This window comes from Antrihabitans auranticaus (assembly GCF_016481275.1).
In the GTDB taxonomy this organism is placed as follows: Bacteria; Actinomycetota; Actinomycetes; order Mycobacteriales; family Mycobacteriaceae; genus Antrihabitans.
In genome coordinates, this window is the sequence record NZ_JAEMNW010000010.1 from 1 (window position 1) to 23795 (window position 23795).

Annotated in this window: 24 protein-coding genes; 13 read left to right on the top strand and 11 right to left on the bottom strand. The window is 63.6% G+C overall.

Annotation, left to right across the window (positions count from 1 at the left end; genetic code table 11):
• Positions 1 to 493: 493 nt before the first annotated feature.
• Complete coding sequence (locus JGU72_RS27255) at positions 494 to 2905, bottom strand: excinuclease ABC subunit UvrA (protein WP_199687433.1); 2412 nt, start codon at positions 2903 to 2905, stop codon at positions 494 to 496.
• 117 nt (positions 2906 to 3022) lie between these two features.
• On the opposite strand from JGU72_RS27255, the gene JGU72_RS27260 reads away from it, so the two are divergent.
• The 7 genes from JGU72_RS27260 (at position 3023) to acs (ending at position 11318) form a co-directional block, all read left to right on the top strand.
• Positions 3023 to 4198, top strand: coding sequence for a histidine kinase (locus JGU72_RS27260; protein ID WP_374101165.1), 1176 nt, complete (start codon positions 3023 to 3025; stop codon positions 4196 to 4198).
• A gap of 26 nt (positions 4199 to 4224) precedes the next feature.
• The gene (locus tag JGU72_RS27265) at positions 4225 to 5013 is read left to right on the top strand and encodes a LytR/AlgR family response regulator transcription factor (protein ID WP_199687435.1); all 789 of its coding nucleotides are present in this window, start codon (positions 4225 to 4227) and stop codon (positions 5011 to 5013) included.
• Positions 5010 to 5381 (top strand): hypothetical protein, encoded by a 372-nt coding sequence (locus tag JGU72_RS27270; protein WP_199687436.1) that lies wholly within the window; start codon positions 5010 to 5012, stop codon positions 5379 to 5381. Before JGU72_RS27265 ends, JGU72_RS27270 begins: the two co-directional genes overlap by 4 nt.
• A gap of 1 nt (position 5382) precedes the next feature.
• On the top strand, positions 5383 to 7137 hold the full coding sequence (locus JGU72_RS27275) for a sodium/solute symporter (protein ID WP_199687437.1): 1755 nt from the start codon (positions 5383 to 5385) through the stop codon (positions 7135 to 7137).
• 212 nt (positions 7138 to 7349) lie between these two features.
• Positions 7350 to 7640: a DUF485 domain-containing protein gene (locus tag JGU72_RS27280; RefSeq protein WP_199687557.1), complete on the top strand. Its 291-nt coding sequence runs from the start codon at positions 7350 to 7352 to the stop codon at positions 7638 to 7640.
• Positions 7637 to 9265: a solute symporter family protein gene (locus tag JGU72_RS27285; protein WP_199687438.1), complete on the top strand. Its 1629-nt coding sequence runs from the start codon at positions 7637 to 7639 to the stop codon at positions 9263 to 9265. The genes JGU72_RS27280 and JGU72_RS27285 overlap by 4 nt, the downstream gene beginning before the upstream one ends.
• 109 nt (positions 9266 to 9374) lie before the next feature.
• On the top strand, positions 9375 to 11318 hold the full coding sequence (acs, locus tag JGU72_RS27290) for an acetate--CoA ligase (RefSeq protein ID WP_199687439.1): 1944 nt from the start codon (positions 9375 to 9377) through the stop codon (positions 11316 to 11318).
• A 13-nt stretch (positions 11319 to 11331) separates the two neighbouring features.
• Here acs and JGU72_RS27295 read toward each other — a convergent pair whose 3' ends face one another.
• Entirely contained in the window at positions 11332 to 12183 is an 852-nt protein-coding gene (locus JGU72_RS27295; protein ID WP_199687440.1) for an SDR family oxidoreductase, read from the bottom strand.
• Between the two features lie 218 nt (positions 12184 to 12401).
• Between JGU72_RS27295 and JGU72_RS27300 the strand changes: the two genes are divergently transcribed.
• Positions 12402 to 12620 (top strand): hypothetical protein, encoded by a 219-nt coding sequence (locus tag JGU72_RS27300; RefSeq protein WP_199687441.1) that lies wholly within the window; start codon positions 12402 to 12404, stop codon positions 12618 to 12620.
• 65 nt (positions 12621 to 12685) lie between these two features.
• Here JGU72_RS27300 and JGU72_RS27305 read toward each other — a convergent pair whose 3' ends face one another.
• Positions 12686 to 13393 carry a TetR/AcrR family transcriptional regulator C-terminal domain-containing protein gene (locus JGU72_RS27305; RefSeq protein ID WP_199687442.1) on the bottom strand — a complete coding sequence of 236 codons (708 nt, stop codon included), beginning with the start codon at positions 13391 to 13393 and terminating at the stop codon, positions 12686 to 12688.
• A gap of 253 nt (positions 13394 to 13646) precedes the next feature.
• On the opposite strand from JGU72_RS27305, the gene JGU72_RS30900 reads away from it, so the two are divergent.
• From JGU72_RS30900 to JGU72_RS27320, 4 genes are all read left to right on the top strand, one after another.
• Positions 13647 to 13847, top strand: coding sequence for a hypothetical protein (locus JGU72_RS30900; RefSeq protein WP_233533116.1), 201 nt, complete (start codon positions 13647 to 13649; stop codon positions 13845 to 13847).
• A gap of 45 nt (positions 13848 to 13892) precedes the next feature.
• Entirely contained in the window at positions 13893 to 14255 is a 363-nt protein-coding gene (locus JGU72_RS27310) for a hypothetical protein (RefSeq protein WP_199687443.1), read from the top strand.
• Between the two features lie 23 nt (positions 14256 to 14278).
• The gene (locus tag JGU72_RS27315; RefSeq protein ID WP_199687444.1) at positions 14279 to 15505 is read left to right on the top strand and encodes a fatty acid desaturase family protein; all 1227 of its coding nucleotides are present in this window, start codon (positions 14279 to 14281) and stop codon (positions 15503 to 15505) included.
• A gap of 127 nt (positions 15506 to 15632) precedes the next feature.
• Positions 15633 to 15917, top strand: coding sequence for a hypothetical protein (locus JGU72_RS27320; protein ID WP_199687445.1), 285 nt, complete (start codon positions 15633 to 15635; stop codon positions 15915 to 15917).
• Positions 15918 to 16061: 144 nt separating this feature from the next.
• On the opposite strand, the gene JGU72_RS27325 is transcribed toward JGU72_RS27320, so the two are convergent.
• The 8 genes from JGU72_RS27325 to JGU72_RS27360 form a co-directional block, all read right to left on the bottom strand.
• Entirely contained in the window at positions 16062 to 16427 is a 366-nt protein-coding gene (locus JGU72_RS27325; protein ID WP_199687446.1) for a hypothetical protein, read from the bottom strand.
• A gap of 28 nt (positions 16428 to 16455) precedes the next feature.
• Complete coding sequence (locus tag JGU72_RS27330) at positions 16456 to 17358, bottom strand: phosphoribulokinase (RefSeq protein WP_374101166.1); 903 nt, start codon at positions 17356 to 17358, stop codon at positions 16456 to 16458.
• 26 nt (positions 17359 to 17384) lie between these two features.
• The gene (locus JGU72_RS27335) at positions 17385 to 18452 is read right to left on the bottom strand and encodes a class 1 fructose-bisphosphatase (RefSeq protein WP_199687447.1); all 1068 of its coding nucleotides are present in this window, start codon (positions 18450 to 18452) and stop codon (positions 17385 to 17387) included.
• A 118-nt stretch (positions 18453 to 18570) separates the two neighbouring features.
• Entirely contained in the window at positions 18571 to 19578 is a 1008-nt protein-coding gene (locus tag JGU72_RS27340; RefSeq protein WP_199687448.1) for an AAA family ATPase, read from the bottom strand.
• Positions 19575 to 20006, bottom strand: coding sequence for a ribulose bisphosphate carboxylase small subunit (locus tag JGU72_RS27345; protein ID WP_199687449.1), 432 nt, complete (start codon positions 20004 to 20006; stop codon positions 19575 to 19577). Before JGU72_RS27345 ends, JGU72_RS27340 begins: the two co-directional genes overlap by 4 nt.
• A gap of 68 nt (positions 20007 to 20074) precedes the next feature.
• Positions 20075 to 21517 carry a form I ribulose bisphosphate carboxylase large subunit gene (locus tag JGU72_RS27350; protein WP_199687450.1) on the bottom strand — a complete coding sequence of 481 codons (1443 nt, stop codon included), beginning with the start codon at positions 21515 to 21517 and terminating at the stop codon, positions 20075 to 20077.
• Between the two features lie 112 nt (positions 21518 to 21629).
• Complete coding sequence (locus tag JGU72_RS27355; RefSeq protein ID WP_199687451.1) at positions 21630 to 22307, bottom strand: DUF2510 domain-containing protein; 678 nt, start codon at positions 22305 to 22307, stop codon at positions 21630 to 21632.
• A 10-nt stretch (positions 22308 to 22317) separates the two neighbouring features.
• Positions 22318 to 22746, bottom strand: coding sequence for a hypothetical protein (locus JGU72_RS27360; RefSeq protein WP_199687452.1), 429 nt, complete (start codon positions 22744 to 22746; stop codon positions 22318 to 22320).
• Positions 22747 to 22906: 160 nt separating this feature from the next.
• Between JGU72_RS27360 and JGU72_RS27365 the strand changes: the two genes are divergently transcribed.
• Entirely contained in the window at positions 22907 to 23779 is an 873-nt protein-coding gene (locus JGU72_RS27365) for a LysR family transcriptional regulator (RefSeq protein WP_233533117.1), read from the top strand.
• Positions 23780 to 23795: the final 16 nt, after the last annotated feature.

The window sequence follows — 23795 nt, forward strand, 5'->3', positions numbered from 1 at the left end:
CGATCTCCGACGCCCCAACAACCGCCTGGTCGCCCGCAGAGGTTGCAGTGCTTCGCCCCGCATGTCCACCCCCGCCCGCCGAGAAGGCTCCTAACGGGGACGCCACTCGCCCGACGCCCCGACAACCGCCTGGTCGCCCGCAGAGGTTGGCGTGCCCCGCCCCGCATGTCCACCCCCGCCCGCCGAGAAGGCTCCTACCGGGGACGACACTCGGCCGACGCCCCAACAACCGCCTGGTCGCCCGCAGAGGTTGGCGCGTCCCACTCCGCATGTCCACCCCCGCCCGCCGAGAAGGCTCCTACCGGGGACGCCACTCGCCCGACGCCCCGACAACCGCCTGGTCGCCCGCGGGGGTTGGTGGGTCGAGTTCACCTGCGCACCAAACCCATTCGACGCCACTCGCCCGACGCCCCGACAACCGCCTGCTCGGCGCCGCGGGTCGGCAGGTCCCGCCCCGCATGTCCACCCCCGCCCGCGAACCGCGGCGCCTCACTCACCTCGTGTAGACGACCCGACCGCCCTCGGGCCCGCCGCCGGGTCCCAGGCGGATCTCATGATCGGCCGCCGCTATCAATTGCTGCTCGTGGGTGATCGCGACGACGGTACCGCCGTCCAGCACCAACTGCTGCAGAACCGACAGCAGCACGTCGACGTCGGACAAATGCAACCCTGTGGTCGGTTCATCGAGCACGTAAAGTGTTGCGCCGCTGCCCTTTGCGGGCAGTTCGGTCGCTAACCTAAGCCGTTGGGCCTCGCCACCCGACAACTGCGGAGCCGGCTCGCCAAGGTGCAGGTAGCCAAGGCCGACCCGCTTCAGGTTCTCCAGATCGCGGCGGATCAGTTCCTCCTGCGCGAACACCTCGACCGCACGATCGACGCTGAGGGCGAGGACGTCCGCAATCGTCAGGTCGTGCACGGTTGCGGTCAATGTCTCTGCGTTATAACGCATTCCGCGACATGTCGGACACACAGTCCGCAGATCGGGCAAGTACTGCAGGTCGATCACGAGTTCGCCGAGGCCGTCACATTCCGGGCAACGGCCCTCGGGAGTGTTGTAGGAGAATCGCGTTGCGCCCCAACCGTTTCGCTTCGCACTGTTCGACAGCGCGAACAGCGCTCGAATCTTGTCGAACACACCGTTGTAGGTCGCCGGCGTCGATCGGGAATTGCGCCCAATCGGCGTCGCATCGATCACCTTCACACGCCGCAATTCGCCCTCGATCTCCACCGAGCCAACGTGCCGAGGCGGCGAATCACCAGCGAGGCGGGCCACCAGTGCAGGCACTACTGACTGCAGCAAGAGAACACTTTTTCCCGCGCCCGACACGCCGGTCACGCACGTGATCGCACCGAGCGATAGTTCTAGATCCGCCCCGGATACGTTGTGCAAGCGAACATCACGCACTGCCACCCGGCCAACCGATCGCGGCGCGTAACCGTCGATACCGGTGACCTTTCGCCGTCCCGACAAGAAGTCTGCCGTCGAACCGGTAACTTCGCCCGGGCTGCCGACCGATATGACCGACCCGCCGTAATCCCCCGCGCCTGGACCGAGTTCGATCACGACGTCGCACTGCCGAACGAGGTCCAGATTGTGATCCACGACGATGACGCTGTGGCCACGGGCAACCATGCGCCGCAACATCGTCACCAACGCCGAGACGTTCTCGGCGTGCATCCCCGACGATGGCTCATCGAGCACATACAGGACTCCAGTGGAGTCGTTCACAGTCGCCGCGGCGAGCTGCAGCCGTTGCCGCTCGCCAGTCGAAAGCGTCGCCGCCGACCGACTCAATGGCAGATAGCCGACACCCAACTCCACCAAAGGAGCTCGCAGCCGAAGGATGTCCGCACTCAACGTCGCAACGATGTCGGAAACAGCTCCTTGCGAATGCCCGCCGACCTCGCGGAGAAACTCCTCGATGCTCGCGATGGTGAATTCGCTTGCTTCAGCGATGTTTCTACCGCAGACCGTCACCGCCAGTGCAGTCGGATTCAACTTCGAGCCGTGACATACCGTGCACGTCGACCGATGCATGAACCGCGAGATTCGGGTGCGGGTCGCCTCGCTCGTCGTCTTCGCGGCCAGTAATTCCAATGCGACGACGGCGTTGTCGTACGCGGCGTTCATCGCAAAAGGGTTGCCCGCCTTCGAAACTACGGTGATCGGAACATGAGTCGACGGACCCGACAGGACTATCCGACGCTCATTATCCGAGAGGTCGCGAAACGGAACGTCTGTCCGAACACCGAGTTCCTTGGCCGCCGATGCGAGAAACGGCCGGCCCGCGATGCGCCACGTCACGACCGCACCGTCGTCGATCGACAACGCCTCATCGGGTACCACCGAACTCGGGTCCACTTCATCGCGCACCCCGAGACCGCCGCATGCCGGGCACGCACCCTGCGGGCTGTTGAAGGAAAAGTCGATTGCCGACGGATTCGCCACTGGCTCAGCACAGACCGGGCATGGCTTCGGGACGTCGGGCAGGTCGAAGTACGCCGGCTCGACGCCGTGACCGTTGACGCAGTGCCGGACACCGATGCGCGAGAACAGCAGTCGCAGGCCGTTGAGCAGCTCGGATGCGGTGCCGACAGTGCTCCGCGGACCCGGCACGGGCGGCCGCTGCCGGAGTGCCAGAGCAGGCGGAAGATTCTCCACGGCGTCGACGGCCGGTCGCTCCGACTGATCCAGACGTCGCCGCGTGTACGCCGACAGACCCTCGAGATAGCGCCGGCTGCCCTCCCCGTACAACACGCCCATCGCCAAACTCGACTTGCCCGAACCAGAAACACCCGTGACGGCAATCAGCCGATGCAGCGGGATATCGACGGAGATGTCCTTCAGATTGTGCTCTCTGGCACCGCGCACTTTGACGATCGACCACGGCGGATCCGAAACCATACCGACTACTCTCTTGCAATCGCGCACCGTTGTCCCGGTTCTCGGCCTAAGTCGGCGCACGACGCCCGACAATCAGTACGTGCGCACCGAGCGAAAGGATCCGCCATCACAGCCGCAATTGTCGTCGCCGTCGTAGTACTGGCGATTGCGGCTGCGGTCATAGCGTGGTTGCGCACGCGACGGGTCTTCACAACGCCTGCGGAACGCGCGATTCACGCAACATTGCACACCGCCTCTCTCGCCGCACACCCGCTGCGCCAGGGCCTCACCGCGGAATCGGCTGCCGAGGCTGCGCCACATCTTCGGGTATTGACCAGTGCTGACGCATTGGCGATCGCCGACGAGAACGGGCGAGTGCTCGCCTGGGACGGTCCGCACACCGACCTCGCCGACCGCTTCGCTGACCTCGCGCAGAAGGCAATCGACGACAGCCGCCGCGTGCTCGTCTCCAATCCGAGCCCCGACGTCCGGGCACTGATCGCGCAGCCACTGCTGATCGAGGACGCCGGTGTGGTCGGTGTGCTCGGCGTCGTCGCGGTGGCAGAGCCCGGGCCGGGAATGCTGACCGCCCTGAGCGAAGTCGCGCGTTATGCCTGCGGGCAGCTCGAGCTGGCGGAACTCGATGCGTCCCGTGCACGTCTCGACCGAGCTGAGGTCCGTGCGCTGCGAGCGCAGATCAGTCCGCACTTCATCTACAACGCCCTCAACACGATTGCATCGTTCGTCCGAACCGATCCGGACCTTGCGCGCGAACTGATTCTCGAGTTTGCCGACTTCACCAGGTACTCCTTTCGGACTGCCGGCGAATTCACCGTGCTGGCCGACGAACTTCGCAACGTGGATCGCTACCTCACGCTCGAGCGTGCCCGCTTCGGCGCGGCGCTGGAGGTCAAGATTCAGGTCGCACCCGAGGTTCTCAATGTCGTCCTTCCGTTTCTGGCACTGCAACCGCTCGTCGAGAACGCCGTTCGGCACGGGCTCGCCGGGAAACCGGACCTCGGAACGGTCAGTGTCGTCGCCGTCGACGAAGGCACAGACTGCGTGATCAGCGTCGAGGACGACGGCTTGGGCATGGACCCCGAGTTGCTGCGCTCGGGTGCGCTCGACTCAGTCGAAACCGGCACAGGCAAGCCATCGTCCGGCGAATCGGCCCACGTCGGGCTCGCCAACGTCGACGACCGATTGCGGGCGGCCTTCGGCAACGACTACGGCCTGGTGGTCGAAACCGCGCCGGGTGCGGGAACCAAGGTCAGCATGCGAGTACCCAAGTTTCGAGCAGGCATTCAACCGTGAGGAGCGCGCCCTACGATGGATCTGTTGTGACCCAGCCCTCCCCAGCGCTACCGCGGCGCACACTGAACGTGCTCGCGGTGGACGACGAAAAGCCCGCTCTCGACGAGCTGGCGTTTCTGCTGCGCGCTCAGTCGGGCGTCGGTGAGATCCACACTGCGAGCGACGCGACAACGGCTCTCCGGCTGCTCCGCGCACAGAGTGTGGACGCCGTCTTCCTCGACATCAACATGCCCGGCCTGGACGGGCTTGAATTGGCGGGCATCTTGTCGGACTTCGCGAGTCCGCCCGCCGTGGTCTTCGTGACGGCTCGCGACGACCGTGCCGTCGCGGCGTTCGATCTGGGTGCCGTCGACTACCTATTGAAGCCGCTGCGTGAAGACAGACTCGCCGAATCGGTGCGCCGGATCCTTGCCGCGCGAACCCAGCCGGAGCCGCCACCCGCCGAACCGGATGACGTCATCCCCGTCGAGCTCGGCGGAGTGACCCGGCTGGTGTCGCGAGCAAGCGTGAGTTGGGTCGAGGCAGAGGGCGACTACGCCCGTCTGCACACTGACACCGGATCACACCTCGTCCGAATCCCGCTGTCCACCTTGGAGTCACGATGGTCGGACGCGGGGTTTCTCCGGGTTCACCGTTCGTATCTGGTCGCGGTAGCCGCCGTCAGCGGCATTCGGACCGTCGGGACCGGACTGGTCGTCTCGGTGCGCGCAAACGGAAAGTCCCCTGCCATCGAACTGCCGGTCAGCCGCCGCCATACCCGGGAGCTCAAGGACCGCCTGATCCGCGGCCCGCTCCAGAGCAGGCCCGCGCGATGACAACCCCCGGTGAGCGGCCGGCACGCCAGCGTGTCGTTCTGTCACAGCGCCGGGGTGCGCGGGCGGTCCGAACTCGGGTCGAGGTGCAGGAACACACTGCGATCGGCGACGCTCTTGTCCGCGGCCTCGTGCGTGCCCAACTCGGTCTGGCAGTCCGCCTCGCTCTGGTGACGGTCGTTGCCCTGTGCGCAATCCCGTTGCTGGGCATCGCGTTCCCCAGCTTCGGGACAACCGCGTTGCTGGGTATCAGACTGCCGTGGTTGCTGCTCGGTATTGCCGCCTACCCCTTGCTCTTCGGCGTCGGGAAGCTATACGTGCGGCTTGCCGAACGCAACGAGCAGGATTTCAGCGACCTGGTCGACGACTGACGTGGACGGGCAGCCGATCTCAGCGCTGACTGTCATCGCGTTGACCTGTGCGGCGTTGGCGACGGTCGTCATCGGAATCTATGGCGTCCGTTTGGCTCGCACGACGTCGGACTTCCTCGTTGCGTCGCGGAGCGTCGGCCCGCGTTGGAACGCCGCTGCCATCTCGGGTGAATACCTGTCCGCCGCATCGTTTCTTGGTGTCGCCGGGCTCATCGCCAAGTACGGGGCCGACGCACTGTGGTACCCGGTCGGCTTCACCGCGGGCTACCTGGGGCTGCTGCTGTTCGTCGCCGCACCGTTGCGCCGGTCCGGTGCGTACACCGTTCCCGACTTCGCTGAGTTCCGCCTCGGCTCACGCCGATTGCGTACGCTGGCAACGGTCGTCGTCGTGCTCGTCTGCGGGCTCTATCTCATCCCACAGTTTCAGGGCGCGGGCCTGACCCTGAATATTCTTCTCGGCGCTCCCTACTGGGTCGGCGCGGTCGTCGTCGGTGCGATTGTGATCGCAAACGTCGTCGGCGGCGGAATGCGGTCCATCACCTTTGTCCAGGCGTTCCAGTACTGGCTGAAGCTCACCGCCGTAGCCATCCCTGCACTGGTACTCCTGTTCCACTTCTTCGGCGAGGACCGCTCGCTCGGCACCCCGGCGCCGCCCGTCGTCACCGAGCAAACCACGGTCGATATCACGACGGACGTCGTCGTCCAGATTGCCGACCGGGAGTTGATGTGGATCACCGGAACGGTCGACGGACGGGCCGCCGACGGTCAGGTCCTTCTGCTGCCCGGTGAGCACGAACTCTCCCGCGGCACGGAGTTGCGGCTTGCGGCGGGGTCGTCGGTTCCGGTTGTTTCCGGCGCTCCCGCGGCAGGCTCTGATTGGCTTGGGCCCGGCAACGGTTTCGGCGGTCCGCACCCGACGTATCAGGTCTATTCGCTGATCCTCGCGACGTTCCTCGGCACCATGGGCCTACCGCACGTCCTGGTCCGCTTCTATACAAACCCAGATGGAAAAGCCGCGCGGGCAACGGCATTGGCGGTGATCGGGTTGCTCGGCGTGTTCTATCTGTTCCCGACGTTGCTGGGCGTATTCGCTCGCCTGTACGTGCCGCAACTGCTCATCACGGGGACCTCCGACGCCGCGGTACTTCTGCTCCCCGGTTCGGTGCTGTCCGGCCTCCCGGGTCAGTTGCTCGCTGCTCTCGTCGCGGCAGGCGCACTCGCGGCGTTCTTGTCGACGTCGTCGGGTCTGCTCGTCAGCATCGCCGGAGTCCTCAGCACCGACGTCCTCAGGGGCCGAATTCGAGACTTCCGGGCAGCCGCGGTGCTCGCGGGCGCGGTACCCCTCGTGCTCTCGCTCGCCGTCTCCTCGTTCGACGTGTCGCGCGCGGTTGGGCTGGTGTTCGGTGTCGCCGCGTCGACACTGTGCCCACTCTTGGTCCTCGGAATTTGGTGGCGCGGGCTGACCGCGGCTGGCGCCGCGACCGGACTCGTGGCGGGTGGCTTCGTCGCCGCCGGCGCTACTGTGGCTTCGTTGCTCGGCGGAGTTAGCGAGGACGTGTGGCGAGGGTGGCCTGCAGCTGTGCTCGATTATCCGGCAGCGCTGAGCGTGCCGGTCGCGTTCGCATCGATGGTGCTGATCAGCAAGGTCACTCGCGGCCAGTCGCCTGCCGACGTCAGCCGAATCTTTACTCGGTTGCACGTTCCCGAACGGCTCGGCATGGGCTCCGACCGCGAGCAGGGACTGCGTTCCGCGTAGCTCGAGGCGTGCCGTTCGTCGCACAGAATCGACCGCTCGTCGCAAAGGCCGTGCAGCTCACCGCGTGATCGGCGCCACACACTGTCCCTGTGACAGGCATCTCAATACGGTCAAGGAAACCGCCCATTCCTCCCGCAGGAGAACCCGTGACCTCTATCGATACCGAGGCGTCGCCACCAGCGCGAACGCCTACTGCGCAAGACTTCGTCGACATGCAGGCCAGCCCGGAGTTCCAGGAGTTGCGGAGCCGGCTGCGGCGCTTCGTTTTTCCGATGACTGCCTTCTTCCTCTCGTGGTACATCCTGTTCGTCCTGCTCAGCACCTACGCGCACGAGTTCATGTCCACGAGGGTTTTCGGCAACATCAATCTCGGACTTCTGCTCGGGCTGGGGCAGTTCGTCACAACTTTCGCGATTACCGGCATCTATGTGCGGTTCGCAAACCGTGAACTCGATCCGCGCGCCGAAGCGATCCGCAACGAACTCGAAGGACCCCGCTCATGACGACCCTCGCCGCCGATGCAGCAGTCGGAAACCCCGCTGCCAACATCGGCATTTTCGCGCTGTTCGTTGCCGTGACGATGGTCGTGGTCATCCGCGCCAGCCGCAACAACAAGAGCGCCGCAGACTTCTTCACCGGCGGTCGCTCGTTCTCCGGACCACAGAACGGCGTCGCCATCGCTGGCGATTATCTTTCCGCCGCGAGCTTCCTCGGCATTGCCGGTGCGATTGCGGTCTACGGGTACGACGGCTTCCTGTACTCGATCGGGTTCCTCGTCGCCTGGTTGGTCGCGCTGCTTCTTGTGGCCGAATTGCTCAGGAACACAGGCAAGTTCACGATGGCCGACGTCCTCAGTTTCCGGCTGAAGCAGGGACCGGTCCGTACTGCGGCCGCGTTGTCGACGCTCATCGTTTCGTTGTTCTACCTACTTGCACAAATGGCGGGTGCGGGCGGACTTGTGGCTCTGCTGCTCAACATTTCGAGCCGGGCGGGTCAGTCCGTCGTCATCGCCGTCGTCGGCGTGCTGATGATCGTGTACGTCCTGGTCGGCGGCATGAAGGGCACGACCTGGGTGCAGATCATCAAAGCGGTCCTGCTCATCGCGGGTGCAGCTTTCATGACTGTGCTCGTCCTTGCCAAGTACGGCTTCAATCTTTCCGAAATTCTCGGCTCCGCGCAGGAGACGGTTTCAGGCTCGGCCAACGAGGCGGCAGCAGCGCGTGACGTGCTCGAACCGGGTGCGCAGTACGGCGGAAGCAACACGTCGAAGCTCAACTTCCTTTCCCTCGGACTCGCTCTCGTGCTGGGCACGGCAGGTCTGCCACATGTTCTGATGCGCTTCTACACCGTGCCGACCGCAAAGGAAGCTCGTCGGTCGGTGGTGTGGGCAATCGCGCTGATCGGCGCCTTCTACCTGTTCACGTTGGTGCTCGGCTACGGCGCCGCGGCAATCGTCGGACCGGACAAGATCCTCGCCGCTGCAGGCGGTCAGAACTCGGCCGCGCCACTACTCGCATTCGAGCTCGGCGGTGTGGTCCTGCTCGGAATCATCTCGGCGGTCGCGTTCGCGACCATCCTGGCAGTCGTTGCGGGACTGACGATTACAGCGTCGGCGTCCTTCGCTCACGACATCTACGCGAGCGTCATCAAGAAGGGTGACGTCGACGAGAACGAGCAGGTGCGCGTTTCCCGGATCACCGCAGTCGTCATCGGTGTGCTCGCAATCGGCCTAGGCATCCTCGCGAACGGGCAGAACATCGCCTTCCTTGTCGCACTTGCCTTCGCGGTTGCGGCAGCGGCGAACTTGCCGACGATTCTGTACTCGCTCTTCTGGAAGCGTTTCAACACGACCGGCGCGCTCTGGAGCATGTACGGCGGTTTGATCTCGACGATCGTGCTGATCGTGTTCTCCCCTGCGGTCTCCGGTTCCAAGACTGCGATGATCCCCGGCTCCGACTTTGCCTGGTTCCCGCTCTCGAACCCCGGAATTGTCTCCATCCCATTGGCTTTCGTGCTCGGCGTCGTCGGCACGATCGCCGGCGGACGGACCGACAACACCGCCAAAGACGCAGAAATGGAAGTTCGTTCACTTACCGGCGTCGGCGCCGAAAAGGCCGTCGTTCACTGAAGTTTACCCCCGCCGAGTGTGCAGTTGTTGACGCGACTACTCGATGTTCGCGACAGCAAGTGCACACTCGGCGAGGCGGGCCCGACCCTCATCAGTCAGAAGGAATCGCATGACCACCAGCACAACAGAGCCCACCACCTACTCACCGAGCGCGGAGTTCGTGGCGCAGGCGAATGCGGGCAAGGAATTGTTCGACGCTGCCGACGCCGACCGCGACGCATTCTGGGCCGAACAGGCCAACCGCCTGCACTGGCACGAACCGTTCACCCAGGTGCTCGACTGGTCCGACGCTCCGGTCGCGAAATGGTTCGTCGGCGGCAAACTCAACGTCGCCTACAACTGCGTCGACCGCCACGTCCTCGACGGCCACGGCGACCAGGTCGCGATCCACTGGGAAGGCGAGCCCGGCGACTCCCGCGACCTCACCTACAACGATCTCCTCGCCGAGGTCTCCCAGGCCGCGAACACCTTCACCGACCTCGGTCTCGAAGCCGGTGACCGCGTCGCCATCTACATGCCGATGGTCCCCGAAGCCCTCATCGCGATGCTCGCGTGTGCTCGCCTCGGTCTCACCCACTCAGTCGTTTTCGCCGGGTTCTCCTCGTCGGCGCTACGTTCGCGGATCGACGACGCACAGGCCAAATTGGTCGTCACCACCGACGGCCAGTTCCGCAGGGGTAAGCCCGTGTCCTTGAAAACCGCCGTCGACGCGGCCGTGGACGGAGCCGAATCCGTTCGCAACGTGCTGGTTGTCAAACGCACCGACATCGACGTCGACTGGACGGAAGGTCGCGACCTGTGGTGGCACGACACCGTCGCCAAGGCCTCGCCGGAACACGCCTGCACTGCCTTTGATGCCGAGCACCCACTGTTCATCCTCTACACCTCCGGCACCACCGGAAAACCCAAAGGCATCATCCACACCACCGGCGGCTACCTCACCCAAACCGCCTACACCCACCACTACGTCTTCGACCACAAACCCGGCAAAGACGTCTACTGGTGCACCGCCGACATCGGCTGGGTCACCGGCCACTCCTACATCGTCTACGGACCCCTCGCCAACCGCGCCACCCAAGTCGTCTACGAAGGCACCCCCAACTCCCCCGACGAACACCGCCACTGGAACATCGTCGAAAAATACAAAGTCTCCATCTACTACACCGCCCCCACCCTCGTGCGCACCTTCATGAAATGGGGACACACCATCCCCGGCGCCCACGACCTGTCCTCGATCCGCCTCCTCGGCTCGGTCGGCGAACCGATCAACCCCGAAGCCTGGCGCTGGTACCGCAAATACATCGGCGCCGACACGGCACCGATCGTCGACACCTGGTGGCAAACGGAAACCGGCGCCATCATGATGTCCCCGCTGCCCGGAGTGACCGCGACCAAACCCGGCGCAGCCATGGGACCTCTACCCGGCATCAGCGCCAAAGTCGTCGACGAAAACGGCACAGACGTCGTGCTGGGTGAAAAGGAGGCCAACGGCTACCTCGTGCTCGACAAACCCTGGCCTGCTATGTTGCGCGGCATCTGGGGCGACATGGACCGCTACCGCGAAACCTACTGGGAGCGTTACGCCGAGCAGGGCTGGTACTTCGCCGGCGATGGTGCTCGGATCGACGAGGACAACGCGCTGTGGGTTCTCGGCCGTGTCGACGACGTCATGAACATATCCGGACACCGGATCTCCACCGCCGAAGTCGAGTCCGCACTGGTCGGCCACAGTGGTGTCGCCGAAGCAGCGGTTGTCGGCGCGACCGACGACACGACCGGTCAGGCGATCGTCGCCTTCGTCATCATGAAGGGCAGCGCAACCACAACCGGCGACGAACTGGTCGCCGAACTCAAAGCCGAGGTATCGCGCGAGATCAGCCCGATCGCAAAGCCACGCGAGATCCACGTCGTCCCCGAGCTCCCGAAGACCCGCAGTGGCAAGATCATGCGTCGATTGCTGCGTGACATCGCCGAAGGCCGCGATCTCGGCGACACCTCGACTCTCGTCGATCCGAAGGTGTTCGAGGACATCGCGGGACCGAAGCGGAAGTAGGCGCCCGGAGGAGTTACTGGAAGGCCTCGGCGTGGTCGAGTGCCCACTGATGGACCGATCTCGGGGCTTTGCCAGTGACCTGCTCGACGGTGTTCGTGACCAACTGTGGGACGAACACCGTCGAACTGTCGAACAACGCCTCGACGAGTTCCTCCGGGTGCCCGGCCGCTAAAGCGTCCGACCGCGCTGCTTCGCGTGAGATCTCTTCGTAGCGAACCTCTTTGCCGAGAGCTTCGCCGATGATGTTCACCTGTTCGACTGTCGTGAGTGCGGCGGGTCCACTCAATTCCAGACGCTTGCCGACGAGGTCGTTGCCCAGCAGTGCACGAACGGCGACCGCGGCGATGTCGGTTTCGTGGATCAGCGTCCTGGCCTCGGCAGCACCCGGTGCGCGGACGAGTCCTTCGCGCAACTGGTCCGCCCACGCGAGGTTGTTGTTCGCAAAGCTGTACGGCCGGAGGACGACCCAGTCCAATCCGGTGGCGAGCACTGCCCGTTCGACGGCTGCGTGCATGCGGTGGATCGGGCTGATCTGCTCTTCGCGTTCGAGATCGACGCCGGCCGCAGAGAGATAGACAACGCGACTAGCGCTCTGCCGGATCACTTCGAGCACTCGGGTCGCGGTGCCGGCGCCGAGGAACGGCCACATCAAGAACACAGCGTCGACGTCACGGCACGGCTCCTGCAGGGTGGTGGGATCGGACAGGTCGCCGCGAGCCACTTCAACGCCGCGCGGAAACTTTGCCCAGCCCGCAGCGCGGACGAGCGCACGAACATCTGCGCCTGCCTCCGCGAGTTGCTTCACGACTTCTCTGCCGACATGTCCAGTCGCGCCGATTACGAGGATCTTCCGTTGGGGTGCCATCAGGCGGCCTTCCGATTTCTTGTTGGACGAATCTTGATCCGGTTACATGACCATCGTCCGACCTCGAGCGAATTCGAGGTCAAGCCAATCGTGCGCATTCGGAGCCCGGGACCGACATTTTGCATTGGTACAGAACGGCTTTGAAATCCCTGCACGATCTTACCGCGAATAGGCGTACGGTCGAGCCTGGGGAACAAATGGAACGGACGTACAAAATAATGCGCAAAAATCATCGGGCTGCCACGGATACCGCTCCCGAACAGGAAGCGGTCACGTTCGTCGACCCGTACGCGCCGGACGCCCGGACATGCGTAATTTTGCCCGGTTCGAACGGAACCGTTTCGGGCACCGCGGTCAACGACTGGATCGACGCATACGGTAATTCGGTCGATCCCGCAACCGGGAAACCACCTTTGCGGGCGACATCCAGGCTCTGACACCACCGAAGTTCGACGCAGGCGGCCGGGTTTCGACCCGGTCGCCTTCGTTTCGCCACGACTCGTCATGCGGGCCCACTGGGTCGCGGCAATGTTGCGGTGAGCCCGGTCAGCAAAATATCGAGACCGCGTTCCAATTCGGCAGCGCCGTCGTATGCCGCAAACGCCGACGCGAGGCTGCGCACCAACGGAAACTCGTTGATCGGCAGTCGGTGCAATCCGAGCCGCAGCAGGTCGTCGGTTTCTTCTGGACGTTCGACGAACTCTTGCAGCTCGTTGAGCACGTGGCCGTAGAGGAATCCGAGTAGCGCGCGATAGACATGCAGGGCGTCGGACCCGGTGAAACCTGCCCGGGTGAGCAGCATGAGCACCGCTTCCAGCGGCCGGAGTGTTCCCAGTGGGCGCAGCCCCAGCGGCGTCGACAACGGTCGAGTGACCAACAGCGGAACGACGTTGGGATGAACAAGGGCAAGGCGGCGAAAATCCCTTGCGACCATACGTAACTGCCCTGACCAGTCCCGGTCCGTGGAGTCGACCGACAACTGCGCGAGAACCAGCTCGGCAACACCGTCCAGAAGCGCGGCCTTGCTCGGGACCTGCCGGTAGAGGACCATCGGATCTCGGCCGAGCGCCTGCCCTAGGCGGCGCATCGACAGGCCGTCGACTCCGTCACGGTCGATGAGTTCCAACGCTTTCGCCAAAATCGCATCACGAGTGACCCCGCCGGACTCGTTCGGCGCGTCGATTCCACTCTTTCCAGGCGGTTCGACCATTCAGCACACCCTCCGTCGAACTATTGCTCTATCTGCAGTGTAGACCTACACCGTTGACAGACAGTGTATATTGAAGTTAGCTTCATCGAATCTGTTGCGTTCCAAAGGTTGTCACCCTCGCCACGGCCGGGCTGACTGGCCACCACTGTGCGTCAGGCTCGGTGACCGGACCGAGGTTTCTCGGCCGGTCGGTAAGAACATGACGGTTGCTCGAGAGAAATCCCGACAGCCGCTGGATGCATGGGTGTGTGAAATGCGAATTGCAACGGTCCTACTACTCGTCTGGCTGCTCATCGGAGCGATCGCTTGCGGCCAACGCGACTACTTTTCGAACGCTTCGGAGAACTGCGCCGATTTCGGAACCATCGCGTTGACGGTCATTGCCGGCCCTTTGAACTACATCGGCGCCAATCCACAAGTTACGGATTGCGAATTGCCCCAACCCAGCCCCTGAGCCGAATTCCATGCGCTACCAATCCAATCGAATGTGAAGACACACATGGGAACGTATCTCAACTCGCCCGGTCTGCCGTTCATCTTGCACTTTCCCGGCAACGAACCGCCCGAGGTCGCCGCAGCGACGCAGGACTGGATTTCGCGCGGACAGATCTTCACGGTCACTGTGCGCGACGATTCAAGCCCGACAGACAACCGGTATCTACTGATCAACTTCGGCGCCGTCACCTGCGTGACCGTTCATGACCAGGACATGTTCGACGGACTGCCTGACGAGTCCGGGGTGACGACTTACACCGCGACCTTGACGGAAGACGGCGGCCTCACGATCGACGCGCGGTCCCTTGTCGCATACGCGCGGCTCCCCCAAGGCAATGGCCGACATCGAACCCAACACAACGACTGACAGCACAACCACCGGAGAACGCGATGGCAATCACCGAAGTCGCAGAGTATGCGCACCTGACTCGCGCGGACATCGAGGCACTGGGCGGTGAGCTCGACGCAATCCGGCGCGACGTCGAGGAGTCGCTGGGCCAGCGCGACGCAAACTACATCTATCGGACCATCGCCCTGCAGCGGATTCTCGACGGCGCGTCACGTGCCCTGATTCTGACCGCCAAGCACAGGACAGGATGGTTACTCGGTACTGCGGCACTCGCGACCGCCAAAAGCATCGAGAACATGGAACTCGGCCACAACATCTGCCACGGTCAGTGGAATTGGATGAACGATCCGGAAGTCCACTCCAACACATGGGAGTGGGATATGGCGGGCCTGTCGTCGCAGTGGCGCTACTCCCACAACTATCGCCACCATGTGTTCACGAACGTTCTCGGCATGGACGAAGACATCGGTTTCGGCGTCATCCGGATGACGCGTGACCAGCAGTGGCAGCCCAGCCATCTCGCGCAACCGCTGCGAAACCTGTTGCTGGCAGCCACCTTCGAGTGGGGCATCGCTCTGCAAGGTTTGTACTCCGCGCAGAAACGGGATTCCGGCGCGGACAAGTCTGGGCAGACGAAAAGCTTCATCCGCAAGATCGGTCGACAGGTCGGCAAGGACTACGTCGTCTTTCCGGCGCTGAGCGGCCGACGGTGGCGGCGGACACTCGGCGCAAACGCGACCGCGAACCTACTGCGAAACCTCTGGGCGTACGTCGTCATATTCTGCGGACACTTCCCGGACGGCGCCGAAAAATTCACCACGGCCGCGCTCGAACAGGAAACGCGCGACGAATGGTATTTGCGACAAATGCTCGGGACCGCGAACTTCGACGCCGGCCGACTGCTCGCCTTCATGAGCGGAAACCTGTGCTACCAGATCGAGCATCATCTCTTTCCGGATTTGCCGAGCAATCGGTACGCGCAGATAGCTGTTCGCGTACGCGCACTGTGCGACAAGTACGACCTGCCGTACACGACCGGTTCGCTTCCGCACCAGTACATGCTCACCTTGCGAACCATTTTCAAGCTCGCGCTCCCCGATAGTTTCTTGACCGCGACCTCGGACGATGCTCCCGAAACGGCCTCCGAACTGAAGTTCCGCACCGACCGGCCCGATCCGCCGCGTTCGGCCCCTTCTGGCCAGGGAACGCGGCGCGGCCTACGCACGGCGATCAGCGATATGTCCTTGCGAAAATCGAACATTCGCTGATTCAGCGATTCGCGCAGGTGTGAACGACCCACACCTATGGGGCCTGTTTGGGTGCGGGCGGGTCTCGGATGATTGGTGGACAACGCCACCGCTACCGAACGTGGCAACGTCACCGGGGATCCGAACAATGAACTTCGCTTTCGAGGTCGGTCACGGCCGCGCCCATCGCATCGACTTCTCGCACAATCTCGCGCTCGAATTCGTGTCGATTCTCGTCGACGGAGTCCCTCGCGTATTCGAGTACTGCAACCAATGGTCCCGGCTGGGCTCGTACTCGTTCGAGGCCGGTCGCCATGTCGTGCAGATCGACAGGGACCGCGGCGGTTGGTGGTTGGTAACCAACTCTGTGTTTGCGAAGCTGAAGTACCGGGTCTACGTCGACGGCGAGTTCGTCCACGAATACACCAGCTGACCGTCTGCGGTCAGGTGTGCTTCTTCGCGATCATGGCCCGGTCCGCGTTGCGCAGGCCTTTGTCGACGCGTCACGAGCAACGGTGTCGACTGGTCGCGCACGATCATAGGCACCGAACGGCGTGCGCGGCAGCGGTAATTCCGATCAGTTCCAGCCCGCTGCAACCAGCACGTTCAGGATCGCCAGTCCACCCGCCGCGTGCGTGAGCGCGGGCACCAGTTCGCCACGCTTCGCCTTGCCGCGGCCGATCTCGGCCGTCGCCGCAACAGCGAGTCCCACAACGAGTTTGACAGCGATCTTGGCGTGGTCCGGATCCTTGCCGAGCGAATCCACCGACTCGGCGAGGCCGACCAAGATCAGACCGGTCACGATCTGGGCGCGGGCACCCCAGACCATAACCTCGGACACCCGCGGTTCGCCGCCACCGAAGTAGACCGACGCGTAACCGCCGACTATTGCCGCCATACCGAGGAGATGTGCAATGACGAAAACGTCGTAGACGATGTCCATCTACGCAGCGTAGTACTACAGCCGTGAGTTACCTGGTGCGGCGCGGCCGCTTGTCCATGAGACGCAGGATCAACGGGGTGAAAATCAGCTGCATGGCAAGTTCCATCTTGCCGCCGGGAACCACGATGCTGTTCGCTCGCGACATGAACGAGTCGTGCAGCATCGACAGCAGGTACGGAAAATCGATCCCTTTGGGGTCGGAGAACTTGATGATGACGAAGCTCTCATCGGCCGTCGGAATCGTCCGCGCGGCAAAAGGATTCGACGTATCCACAGTGGGGACGCGCTGAAAATTGATGTACGTGCGGGAGAACTGCGGACAGATGTAGGTGACGTAATCCGGCATCCGTCGCAGGATCGTGTCGATGATCGCCTCGTCGGAGTAGCCGCGTGTCGTCTTGTCGCGATGAACCTTCTGGATCCATTCGAGGTTGACGATCGGAACGACCCCGACGATGAGGTCGGCGTGCGCGGCAATGTTCACGTTCTGCGTGACCGCGGCACCGTGCAAGCCCTCGTAGTAGAGGAGGTCCGTGCCGGGAGCGAGGTCCTCCCAGGGTGTGAAGGTCCCCGGCCTCTGCCCGTACGGCTTCGCTTCGTCGTCGTCGTGGAGGTACTTGCGAACCTGACCTGTCCCCGCCTTGCCGTAGTCGCGGAACAGCGACTCGAGCTCCTTCAGCAGGTTCGCCTCCTCCCCGAAATGCGACAGCGTGTTCTCGCTGCCGTCGTCGGGCTCGGCGGCCATCGCGAGCTTCATCTGCTCCCGGTCGAATCGGTGAAACGAGTCGCCCTCGACGATCGCGGGCGTGATTCCCTCACGCCGAAAGATGTGCTGGAACGTCTTCGTCACCGAAGTCGTACCGGCGCCGGACGAACCAGTTATCGCAACAACCGGATGCTTGACGGAGATGGCTCCTCCTCGGACTGGAATGGACGGCGGGCTGCTGCTTCGCCCGACTAGCGAAACAGGGACCGCGTGGAAAACAGGGACGTGTTGAAACCGATCGTTTCTGCGGCCGGGTCGAGGTGGTAGTTCTCGATGCGCATCACTTCGTTCTTCGACCCGAAGATCAGCGGGACACGCTGGTGCAGAGACTCGGGCGCGATCTCCATGATTCGCTCCCGGCCTGTACTGGCAGCGCCGCCCGCCTGCTCGATGATGTAAGCGATCGGGTTCGCGCCGTAGAGCAATGCGACCCGCCCGGCGGTCGCAGGATCCTTCGTGTCGCGCGGATAGAGATAGACGCCGCCTCGAGTCAGGATGTGGAACGCCTCGGCGACCAGTGAGGCAACCCAGCGCATGTTGTAGTCCTTGCCGCGCGGGCCGGCGGCGCCGTCCAGGCAGTCCTGGACATACCGCCGAACCGGTTGTTCCCAGAACCGCTCGTTCGCTGCGTTGATAGCGAATCCCGACGTGCTCTCCGGAATCCGCATCTGGGGGTGGGTGAGAACGAAGGCACCGATTTCGCGGTCGAGAGTGAACCCGTCGACCCCGTTTCCAGTCGTCAGGACAAGCATCGTCGACGGTCCGTACATGGTGAAACCCGAACAGACCTGCTCGACGCCGGCCTGCAGGAAGTCGTCCGCACACGGCTCCGGTCCGGCGTCGGGCGCGTGCAGGACGCTGAACACCGTGCCCATCGGCAGGTTCACGTCGATGTTGCTCGAACCATCCAGCGCGTCGAATGCGAGCAGGTACTTTCCGCGCCGATACTCACGCGGAATCGGGTAGAAGGTCTCCATCTGCTGCGACAGCATCGCCGCGAGGTGGCCCGCCCACTGCGTTTCCTGCAGCACTACGTCGTTACTGATCGCGTCGAGTTTGTGCTGGACCGTGCGGCGGGTGTTCCTGCCCTCGCCGTTCTCCGAGATGCCGATGATCGTGCCGCGCGTGACGTGATTGGAGATGATCTTGGCTGCCGTCGCGAGAACGTTCACCAATGCCGAGAAATCACCTGTCGATCCGGGATGGCGATGCTCCTCCTCGATGGTGTAGCGCGTCAGTGTCTTCAAACGTGTAGGCATGGCGTCTCGTTCTCGTCACGCGGACATGGCGGTCACTGCAGGGGTGCGGCTGTGACGTTGTTGGTGACGACATTGTTTGTGTCCGCCGTCACATCGGACCGGTAAGTGGTACACACTTTCACATCTGCGCCTCGCGATCCAACCGCTCGCTCGACACTTTGCTTTCGAACACACTGCTCCCGTACACGTCCGCTGCTGTCAGTGTCATCAGATCGTCCTTGGTCAGCGGACGGCTCAGCTCGACGAGCCGCTTCGCCTGCCGCAACCGGCACCGTTCCACCGCATTGCGCACGCTTCGCGCATTCGAGAAGCGTGGCTGTTGCATGCGGACATCGAGGTACTCGGAGAACGCTCCCCGTGCCGCGTGGTCGAACCGGAAGTTCTCGTTCGACACCATGATCTCCGAGATCTCGACGAGTTCGTCGCGCGTGTAGTCCTCGAACGCGATGTGGTGCGCGACGCGCGACGACAACCCCGGATTCGCCGAGAAGAACGTCTCCATCCGGTCGTGATACCCCGCAAAGATCACGACGAGGCTGGAGCGTTCGCTTTCCATTTCCGTCAGCAGGATCTCGATGACTTCTTGGCCGTAGTCGCGCTCGTTCTCCGGCCGGAAGAGGTAGTAGGCCTCGTCGATGAACAGCACTCCGCCCGCGGCTTTCGCGAGCGCTTCCTTCGTTTTCGGTGCCGTGTGCCCGATGAACTGACCGACCAGATCGTCGCGAGTGACCGTGTGCACCTTCGGTTTCCGGATGTAGCCCAGCGCATGCAGCATCTCGGCCATGCGCAGGGCGACCGTCGTCTTTCCGGTGCCCGGTCCCCCGGTGAAGCTCATATGCATCGTCGGGCGCGACGAGGCGAGCCCGAACTGGCCGCGCGCCCGATCGATCAGCAGCAACGCTGCGATCTCCCGGACGCGCCGCTTCACGTTGGCTAGTCCCACCAGCTCGGAGTCCAGCTTGTGCAGCGTCTCCTCGACGTGGATTCGGGCCGAGTCGGCCGATAGGTCGAGTTCGGCGTCGTCATCGAGAATTACCGGCGGGACCTCCTCGACCACAGCCTCCCGTGCCGCCTTCGCGGCGGCGCCGGGGCGATGCAGCGTGAACCCGGGCGCTGCGCCCGTCATCGCGGATCGGCGCCGTAGCGGCTACCTTCGGGCGATGTCGTCGCGTAGGACTGCACACCGTAGGTCTGCCGACGGTCGCTGCCTTCGGTGCGAGTGAGGAGGAAGCCGGGCTCAGTCGCCGGTCGCTGAACCAGGAAGCTGAGCGCCGTCGTTTGCCGACCGAGCCTTGCGTCGTACGCCAGGACGCGTACGTAGTGGTTGGGAAACGTTGCACGGCAGGCATTTATCTCGGCAAGCACACCGTCCGGCTCGTCCAGGTCGAAGAGCGGAAGGCCCCACATTTCCCAGTAGATGTTGCGGGGATGCGGATCGTCGGTGTACTCGATCGACACCGGCCAGTTGTTGAGCAGGGCGTATCGAACCTGGGCCGCGATCTCGTCGTCGGTCAGGTCGGGCAGGTAGGAGAAGGCTCCGTGGCGGAGAGTCATGAGTTGGCTCCTTTGGAGCCCGTGCGCGGTTGGCGGGTCTATGGACTCCCCAACCGCACACGGGGAGGTCAGCGGCTTGGGGTCGGGACAGCGTCGGGTGCGTCGGTGGACGTGTAGTCGAAGGTGACGTCGCCCCAGGTCGCCAACGCGACCTCGAGCGGTCGGCAGGTTTCGGCAGCTTTACGCAACACGTCCGGCCCCTCGCGCAGCAGGTCCTTGCCTTCGTTGCGCGCCTTGATCACGGCTTCCAGGGCCACCCGGTTGGACTCGGCACCCGCGGCGATACCCAGAGGGTGCCCGATCGTTCCGCCACCGAACTGCAGGATCACGTCGTCACCGAAGAGTTCGACGAGCTGATGCATCTGACCTGCATGGATACCGCCCGATGCGACCGGCATGACACCGGGCATGCTCGCCCAGTGCTGGTCGAAGAAGATGCCGTTGCCCATGTTGGTCGGGATGAAGTCGTCCCGCAGGGTGTCGTAGTAGCCGGCGGTTGTAGCGGGGTCACCTTCGAGCTTGCCGACGACAGTCCCGGCGTGCACGTGGTCGACACCGATCAGGCGGCACCACTTGGCGAGCACGCGGAAGCTGACGCCGTGCGTCTTCTGCCGGGTGAACGTCGAATGCCCGGCTCGGTGCAGGTGCAGCAGTACGCCGTTGCGACGCGCCCACTTCGCCATCGACTGCATGGCGGTGTAACCGACCGTGAGGTCGATCATGACGACGACGCTGCCGAGTTCCTTCGCAAATTCGGCACGCTCGTACATGTCTTCGAGCGTTGCCGCCGTGACGTTCATGTAGTGGCCCTTGACCTCACCGGTCGCGGCCATTGCCTTGTTGACGCCTTCCATACCGAACAGGAAGCGGTCACGCCACCGCATAAACGGCTGGCTGTTGATGTTCTCGTCGTCCTTCGTGAAGTCGAGGCCGCCTTTGCATGCCTCGTACACGACGCGACCGTAGTTGCGCGCGGACAGCCCCAGCTTCGGCTTGATCGTCGCGCCGAGCAAAGGGCGGCCGTACTTGTTGAGATACTCGCGCTCCATGACGATTCCGTGCGCGGGACCCTGGAACGTCTTCACATATGCGACCGGGATCCGCATGTCCTCGAGGCGAAGCGCCTTGAGCGGCTTGAAGCCGAACACGTTGCCGATGATCGACGACGTCAGGTTCGCAATCGAACCCTCTTCGAACAGGTCGATGTCGTAGGCGATGTAGGCGAAGTACTCGCCCTCACGACCGGGGACCGGATCGACGCGGTAGGCCTTCGCCTGGTAGTGCGAGTTGGCGGTCAGCCGGTCCGTCCATACGACAGTCCATGTGGCCGTGGAAGACTCGCCCGCGACCGCCGCTGCTGCCTCGATCGGGTCGACGCCGTCCTGCGGGGTCACGCGGAAGACCGCGAGAACGTCGGTGTCCTTGGGCTCGTAGTCCGGCGCGTAGTACCCCATCGACGCATAGGACTGAACGCCCGGATCCCAGCGGTCTTTCACTGCTTCTTCGGTCATCGATGCCTCCAGGCTCGTCGTGGCTCTCTGGACACAGCATTACGGTCGATGACTCAACGCACAATTTGAATATTTCTTCTGACACTGAATTATTTGATTAAGTGTCGAGCGGTCAGCTTCTACGCGACAGGAACGATCTGAACGCCATCGGGACTGCCGCAGCAACCATGGTCGCGAGATTCTCGGTCGGTCGAGCGTGGAACCGAACGGTCGCGTAGTAGTGGGAAATGATGAGCGCATTTGCCTTTTCGACACCGAACGTCACTGTCCCCCCCTGTTCCCCACACTCGTCGCGGACGGTGAAGCGTTTCGACCACCCTCCCGGCCGTGCGACCTCACCGATCTGCACGCCGTTGACAGTCAGGCTGTATCGGTCTCTCACCATCACCCTCGGAGCCTCGACCGTGCCGACTTCGCCGATGTTCGGCCGTTCGACGGTGTAGGCGTTTCTGTTCTTGACCTGAGTGAGCAGCAGAGCACCGCGACCGGCGGGATCGAGGAAATCCAGGCGTTGACCGCACGCCCGCTGAAGAACGTTCTGCCCGCGAGGAACGACGTTCCCGAGGTGTCGTCCGTCGCCGTCGAAAAGCGTGAACTCGCTGATCGGAATCAGCACCGGCTTGTTCTTGAAGACCAGCACCTGCTCGGTGAACATAGCTCGGTCCGCGGGACCCGATGCCGCCGCGCGAAGCGGCGCTTGCGCGGTGTGCTCGGTCCATTTCGTACCGTCCCACCAGCGCAACAATCCGCCGTTGGCATACCAACCAGGAGCTGCGAGCGCATTCGTCATTCCAGTTCCCTCAGTTGATCTCGCCGATGCAGAAGCCCTCCGCAGAGGGACCGAGTAGGAAGTAGCGGGTCTCCGCCCGCTCGTAACCGGCAACGTCGACCGTGACCACGTGATAGCGACGGTCGCGGGATTCGAAGACCTGGACCGAGCTCGGGTCGTACGTCCTGATGTCGAGGACCGCGTCGGGTTGCAGCGCGAGCGGCGGCCCACCAGGAACCGTCATCCCCGCGGGACTCCACTCGCTGCCGGCCGCGCACACGTACGGATAGTCGGGTACGAGCGGGGACTGATTCAGCCGGTAGTCGAGATACGTCGTCACGACCCATGCCGGATCAGAGCCGGCGTTGGGTTCGGCACCAGCGGGAGCTGCTCCAACGATTGCCGCGGCTGCTGCTCCCGCACCGAGGGCCGAGAGTGCGACTCGAGTAATTCGGTGCATGGCGATCCTTTGTCTGCTTGGGCGACTTGTCTCCCTTAGCTTCGGTCGATCGCGAGATCGTTGATAGCGGCTACAGGGTGGAGAACTCCACACCTGCCGATTACTTTGACCAATCAGTACTTTGCTTAAAGTCACGGTTAAGGTTGCTATTGTCTTCCGCATGGCAGCCGTCAGCTCGACCCGGATGGAAACCTTTCTCGCCGTCGCCGGGCAAGGCAGTATTCGTCGAGCGGCCGCCACGCTGCACATCACGGAGGCCGCGGTATCCGCCGCAGTGACCCACATCGAGAAACAGCTCAGCGCCAAACTCATCGCGAAGTCCGGGCGCGGCATCCAACTGACCGAGGCGGGAATCATCTACGCCGACTACTGCCGCACAATTCTCGGTCTCATGAACGAAGCGCACGCAGCCGTGCAGAACGCCGAACAGGGCCGACTCCGCATCGGCGTCGTCGCCACAGCGGGCGAAAGCGTCGTGCTTGCCTTGCTCGCTTCGTTCCGCGACCGCTATCCCGACGTCGACCTCAGCCTCTCGATCCATCCGCGCGACGAACTGTTCGTCGAACTCCGCCATCATGAGACCGACTTGGTCGTCGCCGGCCGACCACCACGCGGTGCGGGACTCGTCGTCGCGGCCACGCGCCCGAGCAGCCTCGTCGTCGTCGGCTCACCGGGACACGCCAGGGACCCCCTCGCAGCGACATGGTTGCTTCGCGGCCCGGGATCAGGAACTCGCGACACCACACTGAGCCTGCTGGACCAACTCCAGATCAGCCCGCCGACGCTCACCTTGGGCGCGCACGGCGCCGTCGTCGCCGCCGCGCGCGAGGGGCTCGGTGTCACGCTCACCCACAACGACGCCGTCGAGCCGGACCTCGCGAACGGCCTGCTCGAGGTGTTGGACGTAGACGGCACTCCCCTCGATCGGCCGTGGCACGTAGTCACCGCAAAATCGCCACCGCCGACTGCACGGCTGTTCATCGAGCACATCGTGAACGCTGACGTCGTGGGCCGAGCGGCGTTCGTCCGCTAGCGGCTAGGTTCAGTCC

What these genes read in the sequence shown, in the direction of transcription:
- JGU72_RS27255 (WP_199687433.1), bottom strand. Translation starts at nt 2,905, where the DNA reads ATGGTTTCGGATCCGCCGTGGTCGATCGTCAAAGTGCGCGGTGCCAGA.
- JGU72_RS27270 (WP_199687436.1), top strand. Translation starts at nt 5,010, where the DNA reads ATGACAACCCCCGGTGAGCGGCCGGCACGCCAGCGTGTCGTTCTGTCA.
- JGU72_RS27280 (WP_199687557.1), top strand. Translation starts at nt 7,350, where the DNA reads ATGCAGGCCAGCCCGGAGTTCCAGGAGTTGCGGAGCCGGCTGCGGCGC.
- JGU72_RS27285 (WP_199687438.1), top strand. Translation starts at nt 7,637, where the DNA reads ATGACGACCCTCGCCGCCGATGCAGCAGTCGGAAACCCCGCTGCCAAC.
- acs (WP_199687439.1), top strand. Translation starts at nt 9,375, where the DNA reads ATGACCACCAGCACAACAGAGCCCACCACCTACTCACCGAGCGCGGAG.
- JGU72_RS27295 (WP_199687440.1), bottom strand. Translation starts at nt 12,183, where the DNA reads ATGGCACCCCAACGGAAGATCCTCGTAATCGGCGCGACTGGACATGTC.
- JGU72_RS27300 (WP_199687441.1), top strand. Translation starts at nt 12,402, where the DNA reads ATGCGCAAAAATCATCGGGCTGCCACGGATACCGCTCCCGAACAGGAA.
- JGU72_RS27305 (WP_199687442.1), bottom strand. Translation starts at nt 13,393, where the DNA reads ATGGTCGAACCGCCTGGAAAGAGTGGAATCGACGCGCCGAACGAGTCC.
- JGU72_RS30900 (WP_233533116.1), top strand. Translation starts at nt 13,647, where the DNA reads ATGCGAATTGCAACGGTCCTACTACTCGTCTGGCTGCTCATCGGAGCG.
- JGU72_RS27310 (WP_199687443.1), top strand. Translation starts at nt 13,893, where the DNA reads ATGGGAACGTATCTCAACTCGCCCGGTCTGCCGTTCATCTTGCACTTT.
- JGU72_RS27315 (WP_199687444.1), top strand. Translation starts at nt 14,279, where the DNA reads ATGGCAATCACCGAAGTCGCAGAGTATGCGCACCTGACTCGCGCGGAC.
- JGU72_RS27320 (WP_199687445.1), top strand. Translation starts at nt 15,633, where the DNA reads ATGAACTTCGCTTTCGAGGTCGGTCACGGCCGCGCCCATCGCATCGAC.
- JGU72_RS27325 (WP_199687446.1), bottom strand. Translation starts at nt 16,427, where the DNA reads ATGGACATCGTCTACGACGTTTTCGTCATTGCACATCTCCTCGGTATG.
- JGU72_RS27335 (WP_199687447.1), bottom strand. Translation starts at nt 18,452, where the DNA reads ATGCCTACACGTTTGAAGACACTGACGCGCTACACCATCGAGGAGGAG.
- JGU72_RS27340 (WP_199687448.1), bottom strand. Translation starts at nt 19,578, where the DNA reads ATGACGGGCGCAGCGCCCGGGTTCACGCTGCATCGCCCCGGCGCCGCC.
- JGU72_RS27345 (WP_199687449.1), bottom strand. Translation starts at nt 20,006, where the DNA reads ATGACTCTCCGCCACGGAGCCTTCTCCTACCTGCCCGACCTGACCGAC.
- JGU72_RS27350 (WP_199687450.1), bottom strand. Translation starts at nt 21,517, where the DNA reads ATGACCGAAGAAGCAGTGAAAGACCGCTGGGATCCGGGCGTTCAGTCC.
- JGU72_RS27355 (WP_199687451.1), bottom strand. Translation starts at nt 22,307, where the DNA reads ATGACGAATGCGCTCGCAGCTCCTGGTTGGTATGCCAACGGCGGATTG.
- JGU72_RS27360 (WP_199687452.1), bottom strand. Translation starts at nt 22,746, where the DNA reads ATGCACCGAATTACTCGAGTCGCACTCTCGGCCCTCGGTGCGGGAGCA.
- JGU72_RS27365 (WP_233533117.1), top strand. Translation starts at nt 22,907, where the DNA reads ATGGCAGCCGTCAGCTCGACCCGGATGGAAACCTTTCTCGCCGTCGCC.